Origin of the sequence: Ekhidna sp. (genome assembly GCF_965227465.1) — a bacterium.
GTDB lineage: Bacteria > Bacteroidota > Bacteroidia > Cytophagales > Cyclobacteriaceae > Ekhidna.
Genome location: NZ_OZ245746.1, coordinates 3,334,883 through 3,349,499, shown reverse-complemented (window position 1 = coordinate 3,349,499; position 14,617 = coordinate 3,334,883). Strand labels below are relative to the sequence as shown.

Annotated in this window: 12 protein-coding genes and 1 tRNA gene; 8 read left to right on the top strand and 5 right to left on the bottom strand. The window is 38.6% G+C overall.

Annotated elements, in window-relative coordinates; all coding sequences use genetic code 11:
• The first annotated feature begins 7 nt into the window (after positions 1 to 7).
• Together ACO05G_RS14895 and ACO05G_RS14890 are read left to right on the top strand one after the other, a co-directional pair.
• Entirely contained in the window at positions 8 to 391 is a 384-nt protein-coding gene (locus ACO05G_RS14895; RefSeq protein ID WP_421763463.1) for an acyl-CoA thioesterase, read from the top strand.
• Between the two features lie 26 nt (positions 392 to 417).
• A tRNA-Ala gene (locus ACO05G_RS14890) sits at positions 418 to 491 on the top strand.
• Between the two features lie 4 nt (positions 492 to 495).
• Here ACO05G_RS14890 and ACO05G_RS14885 read toward each other — a convergent pair.
• Genes ACO05G_RS14885 through ACO05G_RS14875 form a run of 3 tightly spaced genes read right to left on the bottom strand, consistent with a single transcriptional unit; the run spans position 496 to position 2,239 of the window.
• Entirely contained in the window at positions 496 to 981 is a 486-nt protein-coding gene (locus tag ACO05G_RS14885) for a C40 family peptidase (RefSeq protein WP_421763462.1), read from the bottom strand.
• Entirely contained in the window at positions 978 to 1,418 is a 441-nt protein-coding gene (locus tag ACO05G_RS14880) for a DNA starvation/stationary phase protection protein (RefSeq protein WP_348281847.1), read from the bottom strand. The genes ACO05G_RS14885 and ACO05G_RS14880 overlap by 4 nt, the downstream gene beginning before the upstream one ends.
• A gap of 50 nt (positions 1,419 to 1,468) precedes the next feature.
• Complete coding sequence (locus ACO05G_RS14875) at positions 1,469 to 2,239, bottom strand: class I SAM-dependent methyltransferase (RefSeq protein WP_421763461.1); 771 nt, start codon at positions 2,237 to 2,239, stop codon at positions 1,469 to 1,471.
• Positions 2,240 to 2,312: 73 nt separating this feature from the next.
• Between ACO05G_RS14875 and ACO05G_RS14870 the strand changes: the two genes are divergently transcribed.
• Both ACO05G_RS14870 and rlmB read left to right on the top strand, forming a co-directional pair.
• Complete coding sequence (locus ACO05G_RS14870; RefSeq protein WP_421763460.1) at positions 2,313 to 3,455, top strand: GWxTD domain-containing protein; 1,143 nt, start codon at positions 2,313 to 2,315, stop codon at positions 3,453 to 3,455.
• Positions 3,455 to 4,195 carry a 23S rRNA (guanosine(2251)-2'-O)-methyltransferase RlmB gene (gene rlmB / locus ACO05G_RS14865; protein ID WP_421763459.1) on the top strand — a complete coding sequence of 247 codons (741 nt, stop codon included), beginning with the start codon at positions 3,455 to 3,457 and terminating at the stop codon, positions 4,193 to 4,195. Before ACO05G_RS14870 ends, rlmB begins: the two co-directional genes overlap by 1 nt.
• Here the strand turns inward: rlmB and ACO05G_RS14860 are convergent.
• Positions 4,192 to 5,268 (bottom strand): mannose-1-phosphate guanylyltransferase, encoded by a 1,077-nt coding sequence (locus ACO05G_RS14860; RefSeq protein ID WP_421763458.1) that lies wholly within the window; start codon positions 5,266 to 5,268, stop codon positions 4,192 to 4,194. The genes rlmB and ACO05G_RS14860 overlap by 4 nt on opposite strands.
• A gap of 143 nt (positions 5,269 to 5,411) precedes the next feature.
• Here ACO05G_RS14860 and recQ point away from each other — a divergent pair, with 143 nt between their 5' ends.
• The 4 genes from recQ to ACO05G_RS14840 all read left to right on the top strand — a co-directional run bounded on the left by recQ (position 5,412) and on the right by ACO05G_RS14840 (position 10,625).
• Positions 5,412 to 7,601, top strand: a complete 2,190-nt coding sequence (gene recQ / locus ACO05G_RS14855) for a DNA helicase RecQ (protein ID WP_421763457.1) — start codon at positions 5,412 to 5,414, stop codon at positions 7,599 to 7,601.
• A gap of 72 nt (positions 7,602 to 7,673) precedes the next feature.
• Complete coding sequence (purD, locus tag ACO05G_RS14850; RefSeq protein WP_421763456.1) at positions 7,674 to 8,957, top strand: phosphoribosylamine--glycine ligase; 1,284 nt, start codon at positions 7,674 to 7,676, stop codon at positions 8,955 to 8,957.
• Between the two features lie 56 nt (positions 8,958 to 9,013).
• A complete protein-coding gene (locus ACO05G_RS14845; RefSeq protein WP_421763455.1) occupies positions 9,014 to 10,150 on the top strand; it encodes a PSP1 domain-containing protein in 1,137 nt (378 codons plus the stop codon).
• Position 10,151: 1 nt separating this feature from the next.
• A complete protein-coding gene (locus tag ACO05G_RS14840) occupies positions 10,152 to 10,625 on the top strand; it encodes a gliding motility lipoprotein GldH (protein ID WP_421763454.1) in 474 nt (157 codons plus the stop codon).
• Here the strand turns inward: ACO05G_RS14840 and ACO05G_RS14835 are convergent.
• The gene (locus ACO05G_RS14835; RefSeq protein WP_421763453.1) at positions 10,622 to 14,617 is read right to left on the bottom strand and encodes an AAA domain-containing protein; all 3,996 of its coding nucleotides are present in this window, start codon (positions 14,615 to 14,617) and stop codon (positions 10,622 to 10,624) included. The two genes, ACO05G_RS14840 and ACO05G_RS14835, sit on opposite strands and share 4 nt — an antisense overlap.

Here is a 14,617-nt window from a genome sequence, read left to right as displayed (position 1 = left end):
TTGGCATATGAAGCTTTTCGAGAAAAAGATAACGGTAACCAACGATCACCTCGACTTCAATGACCATGTGAATAATCTGGTGTACATGCAGTGGGCCTTAGATATTTCACGTGAACATTGGCTTTCAGAGATTACGGCAGAGATCAATGAAAAATATTTCTGGATGGTGCGATCACACCATGTCGTGTATCACAATCAAGCTTTTTTAAACGATGAAATAAGGATAAAAACTTTTGTCGATGGTTACAGAGGCCCTTTTTCGGATCGAGTCGTAAAAATCTATAAACAGGACGTCCTATTAGTTGAAGTTAAATCCAATTGGTGCTTAATTGATCGAGCGACTCAAAAGTTGAAACGGATACCAGAAGAAATTCAAAGTCTTTTTAAATAAACAATCCGACTATATTTGCCGACTCTGGGGCTATAGCTCAGTTGGCTAGAGCGCTACACTGGCAGTGTAGAGGTCGCCGGTTCGAGACCGGCTAGCTCCACTTTTTATTTTATCACCCTCCTAAAATTCTTCACATTCTTTTTGTAATAGTCACTTAATAGATTGGATTCCACTACTCCGCTAGACGAAGAGGCATGCACAAATAGTATCTTATCATTACCCACATAGGTAATCATGCCACTATGAAACCACTTACTGCCTTTTTTCTTAAACTTGAAATAGACAAGATCTCCTTCGCGTATGCCATTCCAACCCTTTTTATTACCAGTCTTAGATTGTTCTTTGGCAGTTCGTGGGAGATTCACTCCAATTGTTTTGTAAGAATTGTAAATCAACCCTGAGCAATCAATGCCTGATCGTGACATGCCTCCCCATTTATATGGAACGCCAATATAAGATCGGCCTGTTTTTATGACAGACTCAATTTTCCGTCTTTTTTTCTTGTTTTGGGCTGGGGAGGAAATAAAAATACCTGCTACCAAAAAAAAAGCCAGCAGGTATTTTAGATATGTTGTATAATTTTTGATCACTTACCTAACCACGAATTAAACATCCACTGAGTTTTTTCTTGTGCATTAACAAGCCCAATCATCATGTCTTCCGTTTCATTGTCACCAGTTTCAACGGCCAACTCTTTCACTTTATTTTCTTGCGCTACAAGTGTGGTCAGATTACTTACTATAGTTTTCACCAATACCTCATCGTTAGACTCATCCTGTATTGATTTGATGTTTGATTTTTTCAGATAAGTTTCCAATGTATGATCTGGTCGTCCACCTATTGTTAAGATGCGTTCAGCGATATCATCAATATTTGTGAGTGCTTCAGTATACAACTCTTCAAATTTTGCATGTAATTCGAAAAACCTTGGACCTTTAATATTCCAATGTGCACCTCTTGTATTCTGATAATAGATATGAAAGTCTGAAAGAAGCTGATTAAGTTCTGATATTAATTTTTCCGACATAAAATTCTGCTTTTTTAATTTTTACTAAAAATTCAAATCGATAGTATAGATTATTTAGTAATAAAACAGAATAGATCAAGGTTTTGTTCATCCTGATCACTCAAACTAAAATCATCTACAGTGATTGATTTCACTAACTCATCATCGGTTGATTTTAGTTTATTTCGATTCATTCTGTTAAGAATATCATAAGGTATTCTTAACATGCCCGCAGGAAGCTTATGTTGAAGATCAAAGAAATCATATCGCATAATTCGCTGGACTGAAGCTCGGTTTCTCTCATGGTAGCTCAAAACTTTTTCATTTCCGGCGACACCCTTCATTTCTACTTTATTAAAGTGCTTTTTACACAATTTCGTTAGTTCATCTGCCGTGTATTCACGCTCATGCCATGGATTTCTGGAAAGGGTCATTTTTCTGTTTGGAGTGGAAATCATGGCCGTCCCTCCAGGCTTTAACACCCGATAAATCTCTCTGATAAATCCCTCATCATCCTTTACATGTTCAATAACCTGGAACGTAACAATGCAATCAAATGAGTTGTCCTCAAATGGGAAGGGTGGAAACACGCCACTCATGAATTGATAATCAGGGTATTTTTTTTCCAGATTATCAATAACCGTTTTGATTTTGTCAATGCCAATGTATGAGTCAGCGTGTGGAGCGAGTAATTCTACGCCTCGACCTTCGCCACATCCTAGCTCAAGCAAATCGCCTTTTATGAAAGGTTTAGCCTGGTAATAAGCAGCAAGTAATCGTTGATGAATTACGTTATCTGATGGAATTTTATCAGAAGCAATTTCTGTAGTGTACACACTCATATGATGGTATAACGTATGATTTTTGTTTAAAGAGCACAAAGAAAATCAATTATATAGCTAATTTGGATTCCTCATGAGAAAGCTTTCAATATTATTAGGGATATTCCTCATCATCTGTGTGATTTCAGCACAAGCAATAAACTTCAGTCGGGTTAACGTTGCTTGGCAGTATGATGTAAATTTTGATGTCAGAATGATACACAGAGTAGCAAAATCTGAGGAGGGTAATATTGTTTTTTTAAAGGTTTTGTCAGATTCACTTTCAGGTTGGGAATTTGAATTTTTAGTTCAGGATGGATATGAATCTGAGACCCATAGGATCATTCAATTATCCAATGTAGATACGTTAATCAACGTTGAAGGTCAGGTACTAATAAAAGCATCACTACCTAATATCGAAGAAAACCTTTTGGTTATCAAATTTTTCAAACCGGAAAAATTCTTGTATTACGATATCAGTTTAAAAATTGGATCATTATCTTATCCAAGTGTCTATCCTGTGAATGAAAATGGCATCCCGATCCTTGAAAACTACATCAACCGATCTGGACATACCTGGGTTGGAAACGAATCTTTTTTAGCAATGCAGTATGAGGATGCATTTCTACCAGCTGATCCCCCAATGGCTGACATGAAACCCTTAGCACCTCAGGTAAACTTAGATTCTTCTTTTGTTTTTGATAGGGAAGCGAATTTTAAGGAAAATTGCTTTTACACCGTCAGGAAAGATTCACTTGCCTCAGTTGGTGTAACTCTTTTAAATACTCCGCCATATTTTCCTGGATATCGAAAATTGGTAGAGTTAATTGAATCCATGTTCTACTTAATGAGTGAGCAAGAAAAAAAATCGATTCTGAAGTCTAAGAACCCAAAACAATCCTTCGATTCTTTTTGGATGAATACTTACGCCACAAAATCTCGTGCCAGAAATGCGATTCGGAAATACTATAATTTGGTTGAGAGATCCAATAAATTATTTACCGACTTTAAGCCGGGATGGAAGTCAGATAGAGGAATGATGTACATCGTTTTTGGAACGCCTGATGAAGTTTATCGAACAGGAAATTCTGAAGAATGGTACTATGATGAGGGATCGGCTTTTGAGTTTACAATTATCTCGACTTTTTTTGCGCCAAAAACTTATACTCTTCGCAGAAATAAGGATCTGGAGGAAAAGTGGTTTACCCAAATAGCGGCGATGCGTCGAGGAATCTAATGAATAAAAAATCCGACATTATCTACGGCATACGTACCGTTATTGAGGCCGTTAAATCAGGGCAGCATATGGAGCGAGTCTTTATACAGAAGAGCTTGAAAGGCGATTTGTACAAAGAGCTGATGATTGAGCTTCATCAAACATCGACACCAATCTCAAAAGTGCCGGTTGAGCGAATTAATAAGTTCACTAAAAAAAATCATCAGGGAGTAGTTGCACTCATTTCTCCGGTTCAATATCATACGCTGGAACATTTGGTGCCAAAGCTTTATGAAGAAGGAAAAAATCCACTTATTCTCATTTTAGATGAAATAACTGATATTCGAAATTTTGGTGCAATTGCAAGAACGGCAGAATGTCTAGGGGTTCATGGGATTGTGATCCCCTCCAGGGGTGGAGCCCAGATCAATGAGGATGCAGTAAAAACATCTGCAGGTGCTTTTAATTACTTGCCGGTATGCAGAGAGAAGAACCTACTCGATGCAGCAAGATTTCTACAGGAATCAGGAATAAACATTGTTTCCTGTTCGGAGAAAACGAAAACTACGCTGGATAAAGTAAACTTCACCGGGCCAACTGCCATTATTATGGGTTCGGAGGAAAGCGGCATTTCCGAAGAATTGATTCAGATCTCCAATGAGGTCGCTAAAGTGCCATTAACAGGAGCTATTGAGTCTCTGAATGTAGGAGTTGCAGCTGGTATGGCGCTATATGAAGTTCAGCGTCAACGAAACGATTAAACAAATTTTTCTCCTTTTTCAGTTTTTACGTCTGTTATAAAGTCCCTGAAAATCGAAGAATCTTCTTTTTTGCACACCAACAGAACGTCATCAAAATCAGCTATGAGTAGACCTTCACAACCTTGTACAACTGTAAGTTTATTTTTAGTGCCTTTGATGTAATTGTCTTTAGCATCATAGACCATCACTGACCCCTCAACAACATTTTCATTCACATCCTTATCCTTTATTTCGTGGAGGGCGTTCCAGGATCCAAGGTCTGACCATCCGAAATCTCCAGGTACTACGAATACGTTTTCGGATTTCTCCATGATCGCATAATCAATAGAAATATTTTTGCACTGACTGTATGTTTTCTTAATAAAAGATCGCTCATTGTCGGTAAAATACTCATTAAGCCCTGCGGCAAAAAGACTGGCGATTTCCTCTTCATGTTTTTCAAAAGCATTAATGATAGAATGGATTGACCAAACGAAAATTCCTGAGTTCCATAGAAAGTCTCCACTTTCTAAAAACTTAACAGCTAAATCAGCCTCGGGCTTTTCAGTGAAGGTTTTTACTTTTTTCACTTCTACACCAGGCTCGCTTATATACTGAATGTAGCCATATCCAGTTTCAGGGCGGTTAGGCCGTATTCCAATCGTGATTAATTTCTCATCATCCGAAGCACCCTTGATGGAGGTGGATATCACTTCATTAAATTCTTTTTCTTTAAAAATGACATGATCCGAAGGACTTACTACCAGAACGGCGTTTGGATCCTTTTTCATGATTTTATAAGCTGCATATGCAATGCAAGGAGCAGTATTTCTCTTTTCTGTTTCCAGTAAAATTTGATGACTTTCTATCTCAGGCAGTTGCTCTTTGATGAGCCCCTCATACTTATCATTAGACACCACCCAAATTTTATCTTCGGTCGTGATTCCTTTGAATCGATCAAAAGTCATTTGTAATAGAGATCTACCTGACCCTAATACATCTAAAAACTGTTTTGGTTTCTTATCTCGGCTGTATGGCCAAAAGCGTGTTCCACTTCCGCCTGCCATAATCACAACATAAATATTTGAACTCATAAGATTTTGTGAGAAATTCGCGTTAGAAATAACCGTTGCAAATATAGCTTATCCCTTTGCGTTAAAATAACGCACTCACCTGAAAGGTCAATTTGTTTGCAATCAAGGTTTTGATTAACTTTTTACTTTATCAATCAGGAGAAATGGAGACAACTACTGAAGTGAGTCTTAAGGAAAGCCTCAAGCGTGTATTTGGATACGACAAGTTTAGAGGTAAGCAAGAGGATATCATTCATAATATTCTTGATAGGAAAAATACGTTCGTTATAATGCCAACAGGGGCAGGTAAGTCTCTTTGTTATCAGTTACCTGCAATCGTTCAAGAAGGCACTGCCATTGTCATTTCTCCTTTGATAGCTTTGATGAAGAATCAGGTAGATCAAATGAATGCAGTTGGTATTCATGCGCGGTTCTTAAATTCTACACTGACGAAATCGGAGAGTAATAGAGTTAAAAAAGATACCATATCAGGAATTGTAAAACTCCTCTATGTAGCACCTGAATCATTGACCAAAGAGGAAAATGTCGAATTTCTCAAACAGGCAACAATTTCCTTCGTTGCGATTGATGAGGCGCATTGTATTTCGGAATGGGGGCACGACTTTAGGCCGGAATATAGAAGGATCAAGGATATCATCGCTCGGCTTGGAGATATTCCAATGATTGCTCTTACTGCTACAGCTACTCCTAAAGTTCAGCTGGATATTCAGAAAAACTTATCAATGGATGGTGCTCACCTCTTCAAATCATCATTCAATAGGACTAACCTTTATTATGAGGTAAGGCCAAAGCAAAACGCGAAAAAACAACTAATAAAATTCATCAAAGGCCATAAGGGAGAAAGTGGGATTATTTATTGTTTAAGTAGAAAGAAGGTCGAGGAAATTGCAGAATTCCTTCGAGTCAACGATATTAATGCAGCTCCCTACCATGCTGGTATGGAATCGAAAGAGCGCATGAAAAATCAAGATGGGTTCTTAAATGAAGACATTGACGTCATCGTGGCAACTATCGCTTTTGGAATGGGGATTGATAAGCCTGATGTAAGATTTGTTGTCCACTATGACGCGCCGAAATCTATCGAAGGATATTATCAGGAGACAGGTAGGGCCGGTAGAGACGGTATCAATAGTAATTGTCTCATGTTCTATTCTTACAATGACATTCTAAAACTGGAAAAATTTAATAAGGATAAGGCGGTCACAGAAAGAGAGAACGCCAGATTCCTACTTGAGGAAATGGCGTCCTATGCGGATTCTGCCATTTGTAGAAGGAAGCAATTGCTGCACTACTTTGGGGAAGAATTTGGAAAAGATAATTGTGGCCAATGTGACAACTGCGTCTACCCTAAAGAGCAATTTGAAGGGAAAGAGATAATTGAGCTGGTAATACAGGCTGTAAAGCAGACGAATGAGCGATTCGATATTAACCATCTAGCATCGCTGGTGGTGGGAAAACTAACCCAACATGTGAAAAGCTACGATCATGATAAGCTCGATGTATTTGGAAAGGGGAAAACGATTAATGATGATGAAAACTTCTGGCGGTCAGTAATTCGTCAAACATTACTTCATGAATTTCTTAAAAAGGACATAGAGAATCCAGCGGTATTCAGGGTTTCAAAAAAGGGGAAAGAGTTCTTGTCGAACCCTTATTCCCATAAGCTTTCCAAAGATCATGAGTACGAATCAGATGCGGAAAGCGAGGACGAAATGGACAAAGTTCCTGTCAACGTTAGTGCATATGATAAAACACTTTTCGGAATGCTTAAAAAGCTACGAAAAGATATCGCTCATCATGAAGATATTCCACCATATGTGATTTTCAGCGATCCATCTATGGAAGAAATGTGTACTGTCTATCCAACAACTATGGATGATCTGAAGCAGATTATAGGTGTTGGTGAGAGCAAAGCAAAAAAATTCGGTGAGCCATTTTTGCAGATGATCGAAGAATATATAGAGGAGAACGATATCGTGACGGCTTCAGATGTGTTGATCAAAACCTCAGGAACCAAATCAAAAAATAAGATTTATATCATTCAGCATATCGATCAGAAGATGGACTTTGAGGAGATAGCAGAGGCACGTGGTATGAAATATGAAGATGTAATCGCTGAAGTTGAAAATATTTGTTACTCTGGCACCAAGCTAAACATAGACTATTACATCGATCAATTGCTCGACGATGATAGGCAGGACGATATATATGATTATTTCTTGAATGCTGAAACAGATGAATTGGCGGTTGCAATGGATGAGCTAGGAGAATTCTATTCGGAAGATGAGGTAAGGTTGATGCGAGTGAAGTTTATGTCAGAGTATGCACATTAGCTAGTTTCTTTATTTTTTTGAAATAAGAAGGATTACAGTGAACTTAGCTCTCAGTTTCCAAAATCACACTCAATGAACATCCTTATTCTTGGTTCCGGCGGTCGCGAACATGCATTAGCCTGGAAGATCAAACAAAGCCCAAAATGTGGAAAAATTTTTATTGCACCAGGCAATGGTGGAACACTAAAGATGGGCACCAATCTGGATATAGATCTTAAGAATTTTGAGAAAGTTGGCGAAGCGATTAAAGAAAACAACATTGAGATGTTGATTATTGGTCCGGAAGACCCGCTAGTTAATGGCATTGTTGATCACTTGAGGGCGAATAAAGATTTCAAAAAATTGAAAATTATTGGTCCGAAAGCAAAAGGGGCAATGTTAGAAGGGAGTAAGGAGTACGCAAAAGAGTTCATGAAAAAACATGGTATTCCTACAGCTGACGCCAGAACAGTGACTAAGGAGAACCTTGAGGAAACGATTAAATACATGGAGCGACTCGATCCTCCTTATGTTTTGAAGGCAGATGGTTTGGCAGGAGGCAAAGGAGTAATTATTACCGAAGAGCTTGAAGAAGCGAGAAAATCACTTCGTGATCTGATTGAAGATAAAAAGTTTGGAGCGGCTAGTGAAAAAGTGCTTTTAGAGCAGTTTCTAAGAGGAATAGAGGTTTCTTTCTTTGTAATAACAGATGGCAAGGATTATCGAATTTTACCTGAGGCAAAAGACTATAAACGAATTGGAGAAAGAGATACTGGTTTAAATACAGGAGGAATGGGAGCGGTCTCACCGGTGGTATTTGTTGATCGTGCATTTAAAGAAAAGGTAAACAAGCAGATAATTAAGCCTACAGTAAAGGGGCTTAAGAAAGACAAAATTGATTATTGTGGTTTCATCTTTTTTGGATTAATAAATGTCGGTGGTGACCCATATGTTATTGAATACAATGTAAGGATGGGAGACCCAGAGACAGAGGTGGTTCTTCCTCGGATAAAAACAGATTTGTTAGAGCTGCTCATTGCAGCTGCGGATAAAAATTTGATAGATACTGAGATTGAATATGAACGATTTACGGCATCTACGGTAATGTACGTTAGCAGAGGGTATCCTGAATTTTATGAAAAAGGTCACGAAATATCAGTTGGAGATATCCGAACTGTATTGCCCTTCCATGCAGGCACTAAAATGGTCGATGGAAAGTTGATAACCAATGGTGGTCGTGTAATTGCCCTCACTGGTTTGGGAAAAAATTTAGGTGAAGCACTGAGTAAGTCATATGCAGGAGGGAAAGAAGTAAACTGGGAAGGGAAAAGGTTCCGTGAAGATATCGGGTTTGACCTTAAAGAGTTAGGGCAATAACATTCCTGCTTTTCAATACTTAGTTTCCTATGGATATCTATTAGATTACGAGAATTATGGGGTGTGCAAGTTGTGGTACAGGAGAATCAGCCGGTTGTCAAAACAACGGTCATTGCAGCACAGGAGGGTGCAATAAATTAAATGTGTTCGACTGGTTATCGAACATGGACGTACCGGCTATGCATCGTTTTAACATAGTAGAAGTGCGGTTTAAAAACGGCAGAAAAGAATTCTTTCGCAACCACAATAAACTAGATATCGTAACGGGGGATCCAATAGTTGTGGACGTTCCCAACGGTCATCATATTGGATATATATCAATGCAAGGTGAGTTGGTTAGACTCCAAATGTCCAAAAAAGGAGTGAAGGAAGAAGAAGTAAGAGACATCTATCGTAAAGCTACCTCCAGAGATATGGATAGGTGGCAGGAAGCCCGAAACAGGGAAGAGACAGTGATGTATCGCACAAAAGAAATCATCCAGGATACTAAACTTGAAATGAAACTAACAGATGTGGAATTTCAAGCCGATGGTACTAAAGCTACGTTTTTCTATTCAGCAGAAGGAAGAGTCGATTTCCGGGAATTAATCAAAATTCTCGCAAGCGAATTCAAAATTCGGATTGAGATGCGACAGATTAGTGTTAGGCAGGAAGCAGGGCGAATTGGAGGTTTAGGAGTATGTGGTAGAGAGCTGTGTTGCTCCACATGGTTAACCGATTTCAAAAATGTCTCTACCTCGGCAGCTCGCTATCAAAATTTATCACTTAACCCAAGTAAACTATCAGGTCAGTGTGGTAGGCTGAAGTGCTGCCTCAATTATGAGCTTGACACCTATATGGACGCTTTGCAAGATATCCCGGAAGTAGAGACACCTCTGAAAACTGAGAGAGGTAACGCTAAACTCCAAAAGACGGACATCTTCAGGAAGATCATGTGGTTTGGATACGACGATGATAATAATTGGTATTCTGTTGATGTGAATAGGGTCAAAGAAATTCAATCGCTAAATAAGAAAGGAAAAAAGCCATTTTCACTATTGGAAAATGAGACTGAAGCGGATAAAACGGAATCCTCAATCAACTCTGACTTGGAAGCGATGGATCGAAAGTTTAGTGGTCAGGTAGGAAAAAAGAAAAAGAAGCAAAAAAAGTTTAGAGGAAAAAAATCGAAGCAAAAACCTGAAAAATCCTGATATGCGATATTTGATCATCTTATGTCTGGCGGTAGCTCTAGCTGCGTGTGACTCAAACAGAGTCTATGAAGATTTCAATGACATGGAGGAGGCTTTCTGGCATCTGGACTCCATTCAGACCTTTAGTTTTGAAATTAAAGACACCACCAAGAAATACAATATAAAAGCAACTTTCAGGAACGCTTCATCTTATCCATTTTACAACCTGTATTTTCAATATACACTGACAGATTCATTGGATAATGTTTTAATGCAGCAATTAAAACAAGTGGATTTATTTGAGCCTAAAACAGGCGAACCAAAAGGAAGTGGTTTAGGTGATTTATTTGACCACTCATTCATGCTCGAAGAAGGCTACCAATTTGAAAGTCCGGGTAAATATTCACTTTCTCTTGAGCAATACATGCGTAGAGATACACTTCCCTTTATTCTTTCTGTGGGAGCGAGGGTCGAATTTTTTGAACCAACTGACTAGTTAGCATACAAAAACTTTCGCATCTTTTCTTTTGCCGAATCTACGTCTAGCCAAAACTCACGACTATGGAATCTGACGTGGGGCCAATTCTTCATCATTAGATGGAAATGCTGATAAGCATAAATCTGTTTCGTTGACAATGCCTGATGATACCGCTCGTCATCTGTGAGTATTAGGCCAGTATACGTATCGCCTTTTTTCGCTGATAAATCTGCAAATGGCAGCTCTTTAGCTAATTTGAATTCTTCAAATTCATGAAAGGAGTTTTCTTGAATTCGGTTCCTTAAAAACCAATCCACATTGTAATCTTGATAATTTGGAATATGTGGCTTCCACTTGTTGGCACTCACGTTCCATGCATATTCCAGGTATTTTTTTAGCAGTTTGGGGCCTTCATTTTTCGTATCCTCTGTCTTAAGTTGCTGATGTAAAATACTGCTGACCACTATGACCTTTTCTTTAGCTCGAGTCACGGCAACATTCAATCTATTTTCACCCCCTGAAGCATTTAGACTACCAAATTGAAGTTTAAGTTTTCCTTTTTTGTCTGGCGCATATCCAACACTAAAGATGATTATATCACGCTCATCACCCTGAACATTCTCAATGTTTTTCACAAAAAGAGATTCCGGAATATTTATTTTTCCTTTTATTGCCTCTTCTTCGAGGAGATCTAAAATGAATCCTTGCTGCTTGTAATTGAAGGTAACGATTCCAATCTCAAGCTCTGGCTTTTGCTTGATTAATTCGAGTGCTCGGTTTACTACCTCTTTCGCTTCAATTTCATTCATTCCATCATCCCATACCCCCTTAATCTCAACGAACTCAATCGCAGGCTCTTGTTTATTGACATATTGATAGTCCGGTAATAACCGAAGTTTTCCATTATAAAAGTGCTCATTAGAAAAATCAATGAGTTCGAGCGATTTACTTCTATAATGACCAGACAGGCTCACCTCAGGCAAATAGTGTTTAGTCAGATCAAGCAAGGAATCAATAGCTAATTCTGGCGTATCATCATCTTCTTCATCCCATCGTACTCGATACAAGTCACTTGGCTGAAGCTGCATGCTATCTCCGGTGACCACAATTTGCCTCCCTCGATACATTGCAGGAATTCCCCTTTCAGCAAAACACTGAGACGCTTCATCAAAAATGACCAAGTCAAAATTTTCTTGCATTGGAAAAATTGCAGAGGCACTTTCTGGAGAGCACATCCAGCAGGGCAATAGTGTGAAGAGCTCATCTGAGAATTCTGAAATAACTTTCCGAATAGGCCAGATTCTTCTTTTTTTAGTCACCTGATGTTGCAAGTCCCGATAGGTTACTCTGTTTTTAAGCCGGTTATACTCAATATCTTCGTACGTCTTTTCCCGTGCTTTCAAAAGAAGAATTTCTTTACTTGCTTCTCGTTTTGCTTCAATTTGGTCTCGAAGTTCTTCCGCCAAAGCATCAAGCTGTCCGGATGTAACAATCCGCAAATCAGGATACTTAGACTCGATATGATCTATCCATGCTAAGGCAAGGCTGTTTTTAAAAAGCTTGATACCATCTTCAATAGAAGCGCTATTAGAAGACGTAATTTCGTCCAGGACTTTAATTTCTTCCCGTGTAAGGTCTGATTTCAGTTTATGGTAGACACAGATTGCATCGAAATCTTTCTTTAATAACTTCTCCAGTTTATGTGGATCTTCTTTCTTCAGTATGATTGCTCGAATCTGATGGATATTAATATACCTGCTCCAAAGTGAAAGTTGAAGAGGTACCTTATGAATCAATGATACCAGGTGATCAAGTCGTTTATGGTAAGCCTTATGCTCTAGTTTTCCTACGGGGAGATACTCATTAAGCGATCTGACGGTCTGTGCTACTGCAAACATATTGAGCCCCATTTTCTGCCAATAGAACCAATCCTGAAGGTCGATCTTTCGGAAGCTGGAAGGAAAATTATGAAGCCAGGAATTTTTCTGAATCTCAGAAAGTGAATGCTCAAAGTTCAGCCGATTATCAATCCGTTCAACTAAAACACTAAAGCCTCTTTTGTTGCTTTTGAGGTCGTTGGCTACCATTACTCGTTTCAGAAAAGTTTTTTCTTTTGATAGAAGCTTCCATTTCAGCCAACTAAATGGATTTTTCCTGGCTCGCATGGCAGATTGAAGCACCTCCTGAAACCTACCTAAATCCGATGAAGGGAGTGTACTTTCCAGGCCTACTCCACGAAAGCAAACCATCATTGTTCGTTCCGTTTGTGAAAGCCAATTAAGATCTTCAGTAGGTTTGTCAGCATGTAGCTGCTGGTATACTTTAAATATAACAGCTTCCTTTAGTCCTTCTACCAGTTCAATTAGGGCGGGAAGTTTTTGAGAAAGGTATTCTCCGGTTTCAAAATCTATTGGTTGAGAACAAAATTCTTTTGAGGTATCAATCAACATTTCGTTGAATGCAGGCACCTCGCCGAGAACATTTTTTAATAGGATTAGATCTCCGGTTTGATAGGATGCAAACGATGGTCCTTTCGCCCAAAAATGTGTCCGCTTTTCAAATTTGTCAAAGTAACTTAAATAGGACTTAAATTTTCTCTCTACATCATCTAATACAGAAAAATGAAAAGCCCTATACTCAAGGTTCATACTAAAGCTGGATTCATCAGGACTACTAGTCAGATAAAGCTCTTTAGCTGATTTCCCACACTCTGATTCATCAAAAAGAGCGTCTCGAAATTCCTGTAACTCTTCGACAATTTGATCAATCCTTCTGCTTGCCTGTAAAAATCCTCTTTCCAACTGAATAGCGTCCAGGCTATTGTTTTTTTGCTGGTATACTTCAACTGATTCTATTTGCTGGTCTATTTGCTCATAGATTGGCTTACGGTCATTTTTAAAGTCATGAACAAGCGCAACAAAGTCATGTCCTTCTTTTTCTTTTAGACGATTATAAACCACATCAAGTGCAGCTTTTTTCTGACAGACTAGAAGTACATTCTTACCACGGGCAATAAAATCGCATATCAAATTACTTATAAGCTGTGATTTACCAGTCCCGGGCGGCCCCTGAACAACGAGCGAATTGCCTTTTTTTATTTCCTTGAGCGCATGCTCCTGATAGGCATCTAAAGGAAAAGGCGTAAACGTATTTTCCTCATTTACCCGATCAAAAAGTGCCAGTTGATTTTCGTTTTCCTTTTGAACTTTTTTCACGAAAAACTCTTCAAGATCTGTTTCCTTTTGATCTTCCAATAGCTTCACATAGTCAGGAACCAGGTAAGAACCAGACTGTGGAAATATGCCAAGAACTGCCTGAGGAAACATTTTAAGTGCTCCGGTTTTTTCACCTGACTCAAGTTGAGATTTTTTTAAGTCAGAAAAGCTTTTTAGCTCATCTGTGAAATTTTCCTGATTGAAATTGAGCTCTACCCCGCTGTTCTTTAAAAGCTCATAAAGTTGTGTTCTAAAAACAGTTGCATCTCGATCATAATCATCAATGACTGTCTCAACCAACTCTTCGTCCAATGGAACCTGATTGTAATAAGAATATGCGAGAAGAAATGTTTTGTTGAATGTGATGTTTACATCATCCCTACGGGATAAATACCATTCATTCTTTTCTCTTTCTATTGAAACTGGAAAAAAGAGGAGCGGACACCTTACCAATGTGTCGTCAGCGAATTTCCCTTTTACAAATGGCCATCCTATATATAAATCTTTAGCTCCGCGCTCATCAAATATAAATTTCTCAATTCGTTTGATTTTTCGCAGGCGGTTACTCAATTCGTTGGCTGCCTTGCCTCTACTATCAACCTCCGTACACAGCGCAATTTTTTTTTGCTGAACAATGAGCTTTCTGATTATCTCGAAGCTTGCCTCATTTTTTTCGAAATCAAAATCATGGATATCCACAAACTGGTCTTTAAGAAGACGGGAAAGGAGTAGTGAGCGATTGTTACCAGAGAGGTTACTTAATCTTCTTAAGTATGACTTGAGAATTTTTTGCAT